The following is a 13,422-nucleotide window of genomic DNA, read 5'->3' on the forward strand; positions in this document are numbered from 1 at the left end:
CGCGGCCACCGCGATCTGCTGGGCGGCCGCGGTCGCCGTCGCCGCCTGCTCCGCGTCGCGGCGCGCGTCGTCCCGCTCCGCGTGCGCCGCCGCCACCTGCCGGGACGTCTCCGCACGAACCTCGGCCACCTGGCGCTCGACGCCGGCCGGCGACATCTCCGAGTGCAGCGCCTCGGTGAGGGTGCCGACCAGGGTGTCCAGGCGGTCCACCACCTCCCAGGTCCGCGCCACCGACCCGGCCAGGCCGGGGGAGGAGCGGTGCCGCATCCGCACGTTGCGCGAGGCGCGCTGGCACTCGCCGTCGTTGTCACGGCAGTAGCGGAACGGGCGGCCGGCGGAGGCGCGCTGGGGGACGGGGCGGCCGCAGTGGGCGCAGGGGCGGGTTTCGGTTTCGGCATCCGGTGCAGTCATAGCGGGCTCAACCCTAGGCGTGCGCAGGGCTGATACCCGGCAACCACACCGGAGGCAACTCGTGGATCCAGGCCAGCAAAATAGCTGTTCTTTCTCCTTCCGTACTAAGGGTCGATATCGTAATTCTGATCGTCTGGAGGAGGCTCTACGTGGACGCCGAGAGCCACCGGGTTCTGCTGTCCGGTCCCGATGTCGGGGACCTGGAGGAGGAGTACGTCCTGGCGGCCCTCCGTTCGGGCTGGGTGGCGCCGGCCGGGCCGGACATCGACCTGTTCGAGCGCGAGATCGCCGCCCGGGTCGGCGTGCCGCACGCGGTCGCGGTCAATTCCGGGACCGCCGCTCTGCACCTGGCTCTGCTGGGTGTGGGCGCGGGCCCGGGTGATGTCGTGGTGGTGCCGACTCTCACGTTCGTGGCCACGGCGAACGCGGTCACCTACACCGGTGCGACGCCGGTCTTCGTCGATTGCGATCCGGCCACCGGCAACATCGACGCCGACCTGCTGGCCGGCCTGCTGGCCACGCTGGCCCGCGAGGGCGCTCCGGTCCGCGCGGTGCTGACCGTCGACCTGTACGGGCTCTGCGCCGACTACCGGCGGATCCTGCCGTTGTGTGAGCGCTCCGGTGTGCCGGTCGTGGAGGATGCCGCGGAGGCGCTGGGCGCGGTCGACGGTGGCCGGGCGGCCGGGTCGTTCGGGCGGGCGGCGGCGTTGTCGTTCAACGGCAACAAGATCATGACGACGTCCGGTGGCGGGATGCTGCTCACCGCCGACCCTGGGCTCGCGAGCCGGGCGAAGCACCTGGCCGGGCAGGCCCGGGAGCCGGTACCGCATTACGAGCATGCCGAGACCGGCTACAACTACCGGCTGAGCAATCTGCTGGCGGCGCTGGGCCGGGCGCAGCTGCACCGCCTCGACGCGATGATCGGACGCCGCCGGGCTGTGCGCGACCGGTACACCGCGGCTTTCGCAGGCGTCGACGGGGTTCGCCTGCTGGGCGGCACCACGGCGACGAACTGCTGGCTCACCAGCATCGTGGTCGACCCGGACCGGGCCGGCTGGAAGGCCGGTGAGTTGGCCGCGCACCTGGCGGAGAGGGGTGTGGAGACCCGGCCGATCTTCAAGCCCATGCACCTGCAGCCGGTCTTCGCGGGAGCCCGCGCCGCCTTGAGCGGCGCCGCCGAGCGGCTCTACGAGAACGGCCTCGTCCTGCCCAGCGGCTCGGCGCTGTCCGGCGGCGAGGTCGACCGCGTCGTCGGCCTCGTCCGGGACTTCCTGGGCGGCCGCCGGTGACCCGTGCCGGCGAGGTGGCGCAACGGGCGATCGACATCGGCGTCGCCGCTGCGGTCCTCGTCGTCTTCTCCCCGGTTTTGCTCGTCGTGGCCGTCACGGTCGCGGTCAAGCTGGGCCGGCCTGTGCTGTTCCGCCAGCAGCGGCCGGGCCTGCGCGGCCGGCCGTTCACCCTGCTCAAGTTCCGCACGATGCTCGACGTGGACGAGGAGCGCGGCCTGATCACCGACGGCGACCGGCTCACCGGTCTGGGCCGTGCTCTCCGTGCGACCAGCCTGGACGAGCTGCCGACCCTGTGGAACGTCCTGCGCGGAGAGATGAGCCTGGTGGGGCCACGACCGCTGCTCATGCGCTACCTCGACCTCTACACACCGGAACAGGCGCGCCGCCATCTCGTGCGGCCGGGCGTCACCGGGCTCGCGCAGGTCCGCGGGCGCAATGCGCTGAGCTGGGAGGAGAGGCTGGCGCTCGACGTCTGGTACGTCGATCACCGATCCCTCGCGCTGAACCTGCGGATCTGTGCGCAGACCGCCCTGGTCATCTTCCGCCGGCATGGCATCACGGCCCCCGGCGACCCGACGATGCCCGAGTTCCGCGGCACGAGACACCTCGGCGAGAGACACGAGGGGGGTGCGTGACGCCGTCGGTGCCACCACACGATGGCGAGCAAACGGGGAGGATCAATGCGCATCACGTATATACATCAGCATTTCAAGACACCCGCGATGGCCGGCGGAACGCGGTCCTACGAGTTCGCCCGGCGCTTGGTCGAACATGGCCACGAGGTGCACGTGATCACCGGTCACCCCGACGGCGACCGCACGCGGATCAGCACGGAGTCCGGCATCGTGGTGCACTGGCTGCCGGTGAACTACGACAACTCGATGACCTACGGTCGGCGGCTCTGGTCGTTCTTCGACTTCGTCCGCCGGGCGGCGGCGGTGGCCGGGCGCCTGCGGCATGATCTCGTCTTCGCGACCAGCACGCCTCTGACGGTGGCGATCCCGGGCGCGTACGCGGCGCTGCGCAGGCGGGTGCCGATGGTGCTGGAAGTGCGTGACGTCTGGCCGGAGACGCCGATCGCGCTCGGCGCGCTCCGCTCGCCGCCGAGCCGCTGGGCCGCCCTGCGCCTCGAGGCCTGGGCCTACCGGAGGGCGGCCCGGGTGATCGCCCTCTCGCCGGGCATGGCCGAGAGCATCCAGCGCCGCTTCCCCGACGTGACGGTCACCGTCGTGCCGAACAGCTCCGACCGGGCCCTGTTCGCCGGAGCCGACCGGGCGGGCGAGGAGGTGCGCCGGAGGACGCCGTGGCTGGGGGACCGGCCGCTGGTCCTGTACGCCGGAACTCTCGGCCGGGCCAACGGCGTCGACTATCTCGTACGGATGGCCGCCCGGCTCGCCGACCGGGACCCCGACGTGCGGGTCGTGATCCTCGGCGACGGCATGATGCGGGACCAGATCCGTGACCTCGCCGCCGAGCTGGGCGTGCTGGACCGCAATCTGTTCATGCTCGGGCCGGTTCCCAAGTCCGAGGTGGTGGCCTTCTTCGGCGCCTGCGACCTGGCAGTGTCGGCGTTCGTCAACATTCCCGAGCTGCGCAACAACTCGCCGAACAAGGTCTTCGACGCCTTCGCGGCCGGGCGGCCGGTCGCCGTGACCCACGGGGGCTGGATCGCCGATCTGATCGCCGCGAACGCCGCCGGCCTGGTTCTGCCGCCGGACGACCCCGAGGGAGCAGCCGCCGCGGTGGCGGCGTTCGTGCGCGACGGCGCGGCGATGACCGGCGCGCGGGAGGCGGCGAGCGCTCTCGGCCGCGACCGTTTCGACCGCGACCTGCTGTTTCAGGACTTCGAGCGGGTGCTCACCGAAGCCCGCCGTGCACCTCGACCGCGCCGGACTCGGCGCCCGCACCGTGCCGGGCGACGCACAGTCCGGCGAGCTGGGCGATGATCTCGGCCGGTTCGCCGTGGCTGTCCAGGAAGCGCACCTCCGCCGGGTCGAGCCCGGGCACGTCCACGTGCGAGATCAGCGGGTGCAGCGGCCGCCGGTCGATCTCGCCGGCGCCGAACAGCTCCTCGTGGAGTTTCTCGCCCGGGCGCAGGCCGGAGAAGTTGATGCCGACCGGTACGGGCGCCAGCTGGGCCATCTGCCGGGCCACCTCGGCGATGCGCACCGGCTCGCCCATCTGCAGGACCAGCGCCTCGCCGCCGAAGCCGATCGCCGCCGCCTGGATGACCAGGTGGACCGCCTCCTGGATGGTCATGAAGTAGCGGGTCACGTCCGGATGCGTGACCACCAGCGGGCCGCCGGCGGCGATCTGGGCGCTGAACGCGGTCAGCACCGAGCCGCGGCTGCCGAGCACGTTGCCGAACCGTACGCTCAGGAACGAGGCGCCGGTCACCGCCGCCGTGTACGCGGTGAGCCGTTCCGTGATCCGCTTCGAGTAACCGAGCACGCTGCACGGATTGGCGGCCTTGTCGGTGGAGATGTTGACGAACCGCTCGACCCCGGCCGCGGCCTCCAGCACGGTGAGCGTGCCCCAGATGTTGGTCTTCACCGCTTCGCCCGGGAACCGCTCCAGCAGCGGCAGGTGCTTGAGCGCCGCGGCGTGGAACACCACCTGCGGGCGCCGGGCCCGGAAGATCGCCCGGATGGCCGCCGCGTCGCGCAGGTCGGCCAGGATCACCGACGGGTCGTCGAGCAGCGCGCGTTTGTCCAGCGACAGCTGCACGGCGTGCAGCGCGGACTCGTCGCGGTCGAGCATCATCAGCTCGGCCGGGGCGTAGCGGGAGATCTGCCGGCACAGCTCCGAGCCGATGGAGCCGCCGGCGCCGGTGACCAGCACCCGCTTGCCGGTCAGGTAGCCGGCGATCGAGTCGAGGTCCGTGTCGATCTGGCGGCGTCCGAGCAGGTCGGTGATCTGCACCTCGCGGACGTCGGTCACCTGGGCGTCGTCGCTGATCAGCTCGCTGACCGAGGGCACGACGCGGAACTCGGCGCCGGCTGCCACGGTGATCGCGCGGATCTCGCGTACCAGGGCGGCGTCGGCGTTGGAGACCGAGAAGATGACCACGCGGGCGCCGGTCTGCTCCAGCACGGCCGGGATGTTCTCCCGGTGGCCGAGCACGGGCACCCCGTGCACCCGCAGGTGGCGCTTGTCCGGGTCGTCGTCGATGACACCGACCGGCAGGTAGCCGCCGCGGCGATCGGAGAGCAGCGAGCGCAGCAGCAGGTGGCCGGCGGTTCCGGCGCCGAAGAGCAGCACGGGTACGGCTACTCGCGGATCGGGCCGGACACTGCGCTCGTGCTGGGCCCGCTGGAGGCAGCGGACGCCGAGCATGACCACCAGCGCGATCAGGCCGCCGACGACCGGACCGCTCGCCGGCACGGGACGGGGGACGACGAGCAGGTCGCCGGCGAGCAGCAGCACGGCGGTCATGCAGACGGTGAGCGAGACGGCGCGTACCTCCTCGAAGCTGGCGTAGCGATGCCGGCTGGGGTGCAGGAAGTGAAAGCGCCCGATCGCGGCGTGCAGCACGCAGGCGGCCAGGATGACGACCAGTGTGGCCGTCAGCTGCCGTGCGGTCAGCGCGAACTCGTACCGGGTGAACACGGCCGCGCTCAGACCGACTGACCAGGCCGCGCCGTCGACCAGTTCGGGCAGCACTCCGCCGGGGCGGATGGTGTCCGCGCGGTTCCGGTCCCGCTCCGCCACTGCGCCCCTCCTCGGTTCGTCCACTGCGCCGAGCATAGGAACATTTGCGGGTAGGAGCAGACAAAATATTCATTCCCTCTCTTCGTGACCTAAGGGTGGATATCGTGACGATGTTCACGGTCACAGGAGGCTCCGCGTGGATCTGCGCAACTACATCCGAGTCGCCCGTAAGCACTGGTGGATGGTGCTGACCGGCTTGTTGGGCGCACTCGGTGTGGCCGGGATCATCACGGTGCAGACCGTTCCGCAGTACGCGACGTCGGTGACCTTCTTCATCACCACACCGAACACCGGGGTGACGGACGCGTACCAGGGTGGCCTCTTCTCCCAGCAGCGGGTGAAGTCGTACCAGACCCTGCTGACCAGCGACCGGCTCGCCCAGCTCGTCGCGGCGAGCACCGAACTGGGACTCTCCGCGGACCAAATCCGGAAGCGGATCTCGGCGCAGGCGGTTCCCGAGACGGTCCTGTTGGAGGCGACGGTCACCGACAGCGAGCCTGCGCGGTCCAAGCTCATCGCCACGACGCTCGCGGCCCGCTTCAAGCGGCTGGTGGAGTCGCTGGAGACCCCGCCCGGCAAGCGGCTGTCCGCGGTGAAGGTGGAGGTCGCGGCCGGTCCGAAGACCACCGACAAGCCGGTGGCCCCCAAGCCGCTGCGCAACCTCCTGCTCGCCGGCTTGCTCGGCATCATCGCGGGATGCGGCGCCGCCGCCCTGCGGGAGCTGCTGGACACCACCATCAAGAGCCCGGAGGCGCTGCAGGACCTGGCGTCGGCGCCGGTTCTCGCCGGGGTGCCGTTCGACACCGATGCCAAGTCGGGCCCGTTGAACGTGAGCGGCAAAGGCCACTCGGCCCGCGCCGAAGCGCTGCGGCAGCTGCGGACCAACCTGCAGTACGTGGACGTCGACAAGCCGGTCAACACGATGGTGGTGACGAGCGCGGTGCCCGGCGAGGGCAAGTCCTCGACGGCCTGCGGTCTCGCGATGCTCTTCGCCGAGGCGGGGCAGCGCGTGCTCATCATGGACGCTGACCTGCGCCGCCCCCGGATCGCCGACTACCTCGGCCTGGAGGGTGCGGTCGGCCTGACCACCGTGCTCGCCGGCCAGGCGGAGATCGACGACGTCCTGCAGCGCTACGGCGTCAACCTCTGGGTGCTGCCCAGCGGGTTCCTCCCGCCGAACCCCAGCGAGATGCTCGGGTCGCGGCACATGGCCGACCTGCTGAGTGAGCTGCGGGAACAGTTCGACACGATCATTGTGGACTGCCCACCGCTGCTGCCGGTGACCGACGCCGCGGTGGTCGCGGCCCGGGCCGACGGCGCCCTGCTGCTGGCGCGGTCCCGCAAGACGACCAGCGCGCAGATCACCACAGCCGTCAAGGCGCTGCGCTCGGTGGACGCCCGGCTGCTCGGCTGCGTGCTCAACATGGTCGCCGCGAAGGGCCCGGACGCCTATTACTACTACGACGAGTACGCGCCGAAGGGGTCCGGGCTGGCCGATCTCCTCAGCTGCGAGACCCCGGGGGAGCCGGCGTCAGCGAAGCACGCGGCATCGGTGCGATGACGGTCGTCAGCGCGTCGGCGACTCGCTGAAGCTCCGCGCCGCAGCGGCGGAAGGCGTCGATCGGCTGATTCACCGGGTCGGCCAGATCCTCCTCCTCGGGCCGGGCCGAGGGCAGCCCGCCGCGGAGAAGGGGGACGCGGTCGATCAGGTCGCGCAGACGCTCCTGCGGCGAGCCGTCGCCGGCCCCGGCAGCTTCGGCGTACCGGCCGAACTGGGTGATCGTGAACGTGCGGCGTACTGCCGCGGGCTGGAGAACCACGCAGGCGGCCCGCTGCTGCCTGGTCGCCGTGAGTACCAGGCCGGCGCCGGCGACCAGGGCGGCGGTCAGCCGCCGGGTGCGGAAGCCCTCCGGGTCGGCGCCGCGTTCCTGCAGCACCTGGGCGGTCAGCGGGTGCATCGGCTGGTCCTCCCGGGCGTGCGTCCCCGCGCTGTGCACCCGGATCCCGGTGTTGCCGATGGCGTGCCGCACCAGCAGCTCGGCCATCGGCGACCGGCACAGATTGGCGTGGCAGACAAACAGGATGTCGAACCGGTTCCCCGTCATGCGGTACGCCTTCCGATCGCGGTAGTGGCCCGAGAGCGGTAACCCTCCATCGCCGAGGGTCGCCAAACAATCTCGTGATATTTCGGAATTGACTGTCGAGTGTGGTTAACATCCATTTTGTTACTGGAGGTGACCCGCACCCGCATCGCCGCGCCGTACCCGGCCGCGACGGGTCCGGTGGATCAGGAGACGACGGATGCCCAAGAGAAGTGGTCCGCTGCGTGGGCGGGCCGGCGCGGTGCCGCGGAAATGACTCGCCGCAGTCCTTGCGTCCTGTTCCACTCGGCGATCGGCGCGACTCTGAACCTGTTCGTGGCCCCGGTCTCGGCCGCACTCGCCGAACACGGCGTCCGCCGGATCGCGGTGGTGGGGCGGGACAGCGTCCCGCCCGGCATGGCGGCCTGCTTCGACGAGATCCACGAGGTGACGGCGTTCCGGCGCGGCTCCCTGCGGGCCATCGCGCGGGCCGGCGCCGAGTTGCATCGTGTCGTCCGTTCCACCCGGCCGGACCTGATGCACCTCCACACGCCGTACGCCGTCGCGCTGGGCCGGGTCGTCGCTCGCCTCACCGGTACGCCGCACATCGCGGTCATCCACGGCACGTTCTTCGAGGAGCCCGGCCGGGCCGCCCGGCTGTTCAGTCTCGTCGAGGGCGCCACGGCCTGGCTGACCCGCACCTACGTCACCGTCAACGGTCAGGACAGGGACTCTTACCGGCGCCTGGCGCCACGCAGCCGGGTGAAGCTGGCGCCGTGCGGTGGCGCCGGCATCGACATCGACCGGCTCCGCGCGGACGCGGCGAGCCGGGCCGCGATGCCGGGGCGCCCGCCCCGGGTGCTGGCCCTGGGCCGGCTGACTCCCGACAAGAACCTCGACCTGGCCGTGGCGGCCTGGCGTGCGGCTCGCGCCCAGGTTCCGGGGCTGGAGCTGCGGATCGTCGGCTCGACCATGCCGGGCGAACTGCCCTGGCACCCGCCGGACGAGCACGGCATCACGACCGGCTCGTGGACCGACGCGCCGGGCCGCGAGCTGGCCCAGGCGGACGTGCTGCTGTCCACGAGCCGGCGGGAGGGATTCGGGATGACCCTGGCCGAGGCCCTGGTGCTGGGAACGCGCGTGGTGGCGGTCGCCAACCGTGGAAGCCGGGCCGTGGCGGAGCAGGCCGGCGTGGGCATCTCGCTGACTCCCGGTCAGCCGGACGAGGTGGCGGCGGCCCTGGTGGAACGGCTGCGGGCGCCCTCGACGACGATGCTCTCCTCGATCTCGGAAGCCTGGGCTCGTCAGACCGTCGTGGACTTCCACACGGCACACATTCTGGAAGAGCTCGGGCATCCGGCCGGCGTGGGCACCGCCCACGCGTGATCCGGCGCTGCCGCGTGGGCAGCGCCGGACCGTCTCACCTGCTCAGGCTCTCGTACAGCGCCAGGTGCTGGGAGATCATGCGGTCCACCGTGTACTCCTCGGCCACCGCCGCGCCGCGCGCCAGCGCCCGCTGGGCGTAGGTGTGGTAGTCCTCGGCCACCGCGGTGATCGCCGGGATCAGGCTCTCGCCGGCATCCGGGCTCACCAGGATCCCGGCGTCGGCGATCTGCTCGGGCACGCCGCCGATCGCGCTCGCCACCACCGGCAGCCCCTGCAGCAGCGCCTCGGTGACCACGCTGGGCAGGGCCTCGGTGGATCCCGACGGCAGCAGCAACAGGTGCGCCCGGCGGTACTCCTCGGCCAGGGCAGCGCCGGCCAGCTGCCCGACGAAGGTCACCCGGTCCGTGACGCCGAGCGCCCGGGTCCGGGCGCGCAGATCCTCCAGGGCCTCGTCGTTGTGGTAGACCAGGCGCAGAACGAAGCGGTCCGGAAGGCTGGCCAGCGCCTCGATGGCACGGTGCACCTGCTTCCAGGGCGTCAGCTGGCCCACGTAGAGCAGCACCATGCGGCCGTCGGTCTCCCGGACCGGCGGCTGGCCGGTCCCGGGCGGCGGGGCGATGCCGTTGCGGATGACGTTCACCTTGGACGTGGGCAGCCGGTATGCCGCCTGCTTCTCGCTGGCCTCCGCCTCGCTCAGGCAGACGACGGCGGAGGCGCGGGACAGCACGGTGCGTTGCGCCACCCGGCGGGTGCGGAACCGGGAGCGGCCGGTCGCATGCTCGGTGAAGACGAAGGGCTTCGACCGCGGCGAGAGGGCCACCGCCAGCGCTGCCTTCGACAGGTGATGAACGTGCACGACGTCGCAGCCGCGGCTCACCGCGATCCGGGGCCAGTCCTCGAGCGGTGAGGTGTACACCTCGACCCCCCGGCTGCGCAGGCCCTCAGCCAGCACGATCTCCGGAGCCGCCTGCCGGCGGGCGAGTTCCTCGGCGGAGTGCCGGAACACGCCGCCGGCGACCATCACCTTCATGACCCGGCCTCGTCGTGGGACCGCAGGCGCGCCGCCCGTGGTGATTCGAGTGCCGGCCCGCTGCCGAGCCGGTGCGGCATGATCCTCATCGGGATGTCTCCTCCTCGATCGGTGATGCGGCGCCGGCCGCCGTTCGGCCGGCGCGGGACGAGTGGCGTGCGAGCCGGGGGCGGGCAGTGTCCGCGCCCGCACACGTCGCGGCCGTGATCCGCTGATCGGAGCCGGTGCTCGGCGGCAGCACATAGATCATCGTCGCGTAGTGGCTGCCGAGGTTGCTCGACTCGGCGCGGTCCAGCACGTAGCCGCAGTCGAGCAGGAAGTCGTTGATGTCGTCGGGGTTCCTGCCCCGGGCCCGGAGGTGGTTCCCGTGCAGCTCCAACGCCAGCGTTCGTACCCGGCGGTCCCGGAACAGCTCCGGGGAACCGAGGATCATCTCGTACTCGAAGCCCTCGATGTCCGACTTGATCAGCGCCACCTGGTCCACCCCGGCCTCGTCGAGGATGTCGACCAGGCGGCGAGTGGCGACCAGCTCGGTCGGCAGCCGGAATCGGGACTGTTTGATGATGCTGGTGCCGCCGGTGTTCCAGCCCATGTCCAGATGCATCTGCGCCGTGCCCTGCACGTCGGAGACGGCACAGGGCGCGACCGTGACGTTGGTGAGGCCGTTGGCCTCGATGTTGCGTTGCAGGATGGGGCGCACCCGGCTCTGCGGCTCGATGGCGACGACCCGGCCGGTGGGCCCGACGATCTGGGCGGCGACCGTCCCGAAGTAGCCCTCGTGAGCCCCGGCGTCGACGACCACGTCACCGGGCTCGAGATGGGTCTCCAGGAACCGGAGCAGGTCCGGCTCGTAGATGCCGTTGCGCACGAGGTGGAACCCGAAGTACGAGAACGGATCCACGAGGAAGCGGCCCTGCGGCGTCGTGATCCAGCGCCGCCGGAACCGGAACACCTTCCTCAGCGCCACGGTCAGCGGTCCGGAGCCGGTGTGCAGGACGACGGCTCCCAACCCTTGCGACAACGATTTCCACATGTGCATCACGCTACGCGGGACAAGTCGGGCTTTAGCTCATGTTTGCGCACAAAGGACTTCGCGCTACCGGGACGCCCGTCAGTGGGTTCGGATCCTGACGCGGCGGGCCGGGCCACCAGGCGGTTCGCCAGCCAGATGATCAGGAAGCCGGCCGCGAGCGTGATCGGGACGAAGTTGGACGCGTTGCGGACGGTGTAGGCGAGGACGTACATGCACACACCGAGCCGTGCCGCGCCGAGATGGCCGAGCCGGCGCGCGTCGAAGACGCCCAGCAGCACCCCGAAGGCCGCGAAGATCAACAGGACGCCGATCGTGCCGAAGTTCAGGAAAGCCTCCGCGACCGGCGAGAAGCCCAGCTGGTACTCGGGTACGCGCTGGTTGAGCAGCACTCCCGCGTAGCGGCGATCCTCGAATCCCTCCGGTCGCGGCTGGCCGGTGAGCCGTTCCCACAGACGGAGCACGGGGGCCGCATACGTGATCCCCTTGTACGGCGGCTCCTGATAGGTGCGCCGCCATTTCACCACCTCGGCCACGGTGCGGACGGTGCCCCCCGTCTCCGCGAGGGATCCGACCGGGTTGATGCTCACGCTGGTCACCGTTGTCGAGGAGACTCCGGTATCGCGGACCTGCTGCACGACGGTGATCGAGAGCAGGGCGCCCAGGATGATGCCGACAGCGATCCTGGTCCGCGGCACACGCCTGGCGGTTGCCGCCACCACGACGGCCCCGGCGACCGCCGCGAACATGGCCGCGGTACGGCTCCCGAACGACATGGTGATCAGCGCGAACAGCCCGAACGCCTGCCAGGCGACGGCCCGTGCGCGGCTCCGCCCGCTCGCCGAGGCGACGCAGAGGCCGATGGCGACCAGCAGGGTGCAGCCCGCGATCGCCGCGGAACCACCCACCGTGTCGAGGTACCGCCGGTAGGTGCCGCCGGCCAGCAACTCGGGCGCGTGCAACCCCAGCACACCCAGGTAGCCGGCCACGCCCGCGATGACCAGCCCGGCGCCGGTCCACGCGAATCCGTGCGGCGCCACCGGAGGGGCCGGCTCGTCGCCGGGTTCGGCGGTGCGCTGGCGGAACACCTGAACCCAGGCGAAGGCGGTGGTCAGCGCCGTGAAGCTGAGCAGGGAGAGGTAGACCGCCTCGGTCGCGTAGCTCAGTTCGAACCAGCTGTTGATGTAGGCCGAGTACCGCACCGGCATGGCGGCGCCGAACGTGCGCAGGATCGGAATGCTCAGGTGGAAGAGGCAGAGCATCAGGCCGTAGACGAACCCGGCGGACAACAGGCGGCGCGGGGCCAGAACGGCGAGGACCGTCAGACCGGCGAACGTGACGAGGGCCGCGACCGTCCCCACCCCGGAGAGGGGCAGTTGAAGGATCGCCGTCCGCAGGATGACGATCGCCGCCAGCGCGGCGGTCGTTCCCAGTGCCAGGTGGAGAGCGCGGCCGGTACGCACTCGTAGCAGCCGCGTCACGCGGCGAGTGCCGTTCGCCGTCGCCGGTCCTGCAGGTGCTGGTAGGAGAGCCAGGTGAGGTGGCGCAGGTCGGCGTATGCCGGTCCCAGCAGGGGGACGGTGCTCAGGCGGCGGCGCGCGGCACGGATCGGAGCCGTCACTGTGGGGTCGACGAGGGGGCGGCTGTGCTGGCCGTCGTGGACGCGGTAGCGCACGAGTGGGGCGGCGATGTTGTCGAGTGGGCCGATCTTGGCGAGTCGCAGCCAGAGTTGGTAGTCCTGTCCGATGCGGCAGGCGGGGTGGTAGCCGCCGACGTCGAGGACGGCCTGCCGCCGGTAGATGACCGAGGAGTGCACGATGATGTTGTGCCAGGCCAGGCGTCGCCGGATCCGGTCCGGGCCGACGGGTGCGGGTTTGGCGCCGATGGTTCGGCCGTGCTGGTCGATGACGGTTGCGCCGGAGCCGATCAGCAGCAGGTCCGGTCGTTCGGTGAGGGCTTGGATCTGGGTTTCGAATCGTTCGGGTTCGCAGACGTCGTCGGCGTCGAGGCGGGCGACCAGGTCGGTGGAGGCTTCGGCCAGGCCGGCGTTGAGGGCTTTGACGACGCCGGAGCGGGCGGGCAGCACTTTGATCTTCACCCGGCCGCGCAGTTCCTGGCGTTCGAGCACGGCGCGGTTGTGGTCGCAGTCGCCGTCCAGGACGACGATCAGGTTCCAGGCCGGATAGCTCTGCACGAGCAGACTCTCGATCGCCTGATCGAGCCAGGCCGCGGCGGGAGTGGCCGGGATCAGGACAGTGATGTCCCCGGTCATCGGTGTCGCTCCACGAGCCCCAACGCTGCAGTCGCCGCGCGCACGGTTCCTCCTGGATCTGCCGCCCCTGTCGATAGGCGTACGATATACGCGTATAAGCCTTTCTATTGGAGAAACGGTGACAAAATGGGCGCATGACGAAGCTGGCTGATGCGTCGGCGGACGAGGATCCGCAGGCTCGCCATCGGCGCCCCCGCCGGAGGCGGCTCCTC

The 13,422-nt window shown here is 71.1% G+C and carries 11 protein-coding genes and 1 pseudogene; 5 read left to right on the forward strand and 7 right to left on the reverse strand.

The features are described from left to right. Positions 1 to 411, reverse strand: a pseudogene (locus AB0F81_RS20670) (serine/threonine protein kinase); the annotation flags it as partial. Between the two features lie 149 nt (positions 412 to 560). On the opposite strand from AB0F81_RS20670, the gene AB0F81_RS20675 reads away from it, so the two are divergent. From AB0F81_RS20675 to AB0F81_RS20685, 3 genes are read left to right on the forward strand one after another with little or no spacing between them, the layout of a single operon-like run. Next, a complete protein-coding gene (locus AB0F81_RS20675; RefSeq protein WP_360199528.1) occupies positions 561 to 1,700 on the forward strand; it encodes an aminotransferase class I/II-fold pyridoxal phosphate-dependent enzyme in 1,140 nt (379 codons plus the stop codon). Beyond that, positions 1,697 to 2,335, forward strand: coding sequence for a sugar transferase (locus AB0F81_RS20680; RefSeq protein ID WP_360199530.1), 639 nt, complete (start codon positions 1,697 to 1,699; stop codon positions 2,333 to 2,335). The genes AB0F81_RS20675 and AB0F81_RS20680 overlap by 4 nt, the downstream gene beginning before the upstream one ends. 45 nt (positions 2,336 to 2,380) lie before the next feature. Next, the gene (locus AB0F81_RS20685) at positions 2,381 to 3,646 is read left to right on the forward strand and encodes a glycosyltransferase family 4 protein (RefSeq protein ID WP_360199532.1); all 1,266 of its coding nucleotides are present in this window, start codon (positions 2,381 to 2,383) and stop codon (positions 3,644 to 3,646) included. Here AB0F81_RS20685 and AB0F81_RS20690 read toward each other — a convergent pair. Further along, on the reverse strand, positions 3,558 to 5,411 hold the full coding sequence (locus AB0F81_RS20690) for a nucleoside-diphosphate sugar epimerase/dehydratase (protein ID WP_360199534.1): 1,854 nt from the start codon (positions 5,409 to 5,411) through the stop codon (positions 3,558 to 3,560). The genes AB0F81_RS20685 and AB0F81_RS20690 overlap by 89 nt on opposite strands. A gap of 136 nt (positions 5,412 to 5,547) precedes the next feature. Between AB0F81_RS20690 and AB0F81_RS20695 the strand changes: the two genes are divergently transcribed. Then, positions 5,548 to 6,972: a polysaccharide biosynthesis tyrosine autokinase gene (locus AB0F81_RS20695; RefSeq protein ID WP_360199536.1), complete on the forward strand. Its 1,425-nt coding sequence runs from the start codon at positions 5,548 to 5,550 to the stop codon at positions 6,970 to 6,972. On the opposite strand, the gene AB0F81_RS20700 is transcribed toward AB0F81_RS20695, so the two are convergent. Then, complete coding sequence (locus AB0F81_RS20700; protein ID WP_360199538.1) at positions 6,914 to 7,516, reverse strand: low molecular weight phosphatase family protein; 603 nt, start codon at positions 7,514 to 7,516, stop codon at positions 6,914 to 6,916. The two genes, AB0F81_RS20695 and AB0F81_RS20700, sit on opposite strands and share 59 nt — an antisense overlap. Positions 7,517 to 7,765: 249 nt before the next feature. On the opposite strand from AB0F81_RS20700, the gene AB0F81_RS20705 reads away from it, so the two are divergent. Continuing rightward, positions 7,766 to 8,878, forward strand: coding sequence for a glycosyltransferase (locus AB0F81_RS20705; RefSeq protein ID WP_360199540.1), 1,113 nt, complete (start codon positions 7,766 to 7,768; stop codon positions 8,876 to 8,878). A 34-nt stretch (positions 8,879 to 8,912) separates the two neighbouring features. Here the strand turns inward: AB0F81_RS20705 and AB0F81_RS20710 are convergent, their stop codons facing one another. The 4 genes from AB0F81_RS20710 to AB0F81_RS20725 form a co-directional block, all read right to left on the reverse strand. Continuing rightward, the gene (locus tag AB0F81_RS20710; RefSeq protein WP_360199542.1) at positions 8,913 to 9,908 is read right to left on the reverse strand and encodes a glycosyltransferase family 4 protein; all 996 of its coding nucleotides are present in this window, start codon (positions 9,906 to 9,908) and stop codon (positions 8,913 to 8,915) included. 85 nt (positions 9,909 to 9,993) lie between these two features. Continuing rightward, on the reverse strand, positions 9,994 to 10,941 hold the full coding sequence (locus AB0F81_RS20715) for an FkbM family methyltransferase (RefSeq protein WP_360199544.1): 948 nt from the start codon (positions 10,939 to 10,941) through the stop codon (positions 9,994 to 9,996). A gap of 5 nt (positions 10,942 to 10,946) precedes the next feature. Continuing rightward, positions 10,947 to 12,419, reverse strand: coding sequence for an O-antigen polysaccharide polymerase Wzy (gene wzy / locus AB0F81_RS20720; protein WP_360199546.1), 1,473 nt, complete (start codon positions 12,417 to 12,419; stop codon positions 10,947 to 10,949). Further along, positions 12,416 to 13,210 carry a glycosyltransferase gene (locus AB0F81_RS20725; protein ID WP_360199548.1) on the reverse strand — a complete coding sequence of 265 codons (795 nt, stop codon included), beginning with the start codon at positions 13,208 to 13,210 and terminating at the stop codon, positions 12,416 to 12,418. Before AB0F81_RS20725 ends, wzy begins: the two co-directional genes overlap by 4 nt. Between the last annotated feature and the right edge of the window lie 212 nt (positions 13,211 to 13,422).

Origin of the sequence: Actinoplanes sp. NPDC024001 (genome assembly GCF_040638955.1) — a bacterium.
In the GTDB taxonomy this organism is placed as follows: domain Bacteria; phylum Actinomycetota; class Actinomycetes; order Mycobacteriales; family Micromonosporaceae; genus Actinoplanes.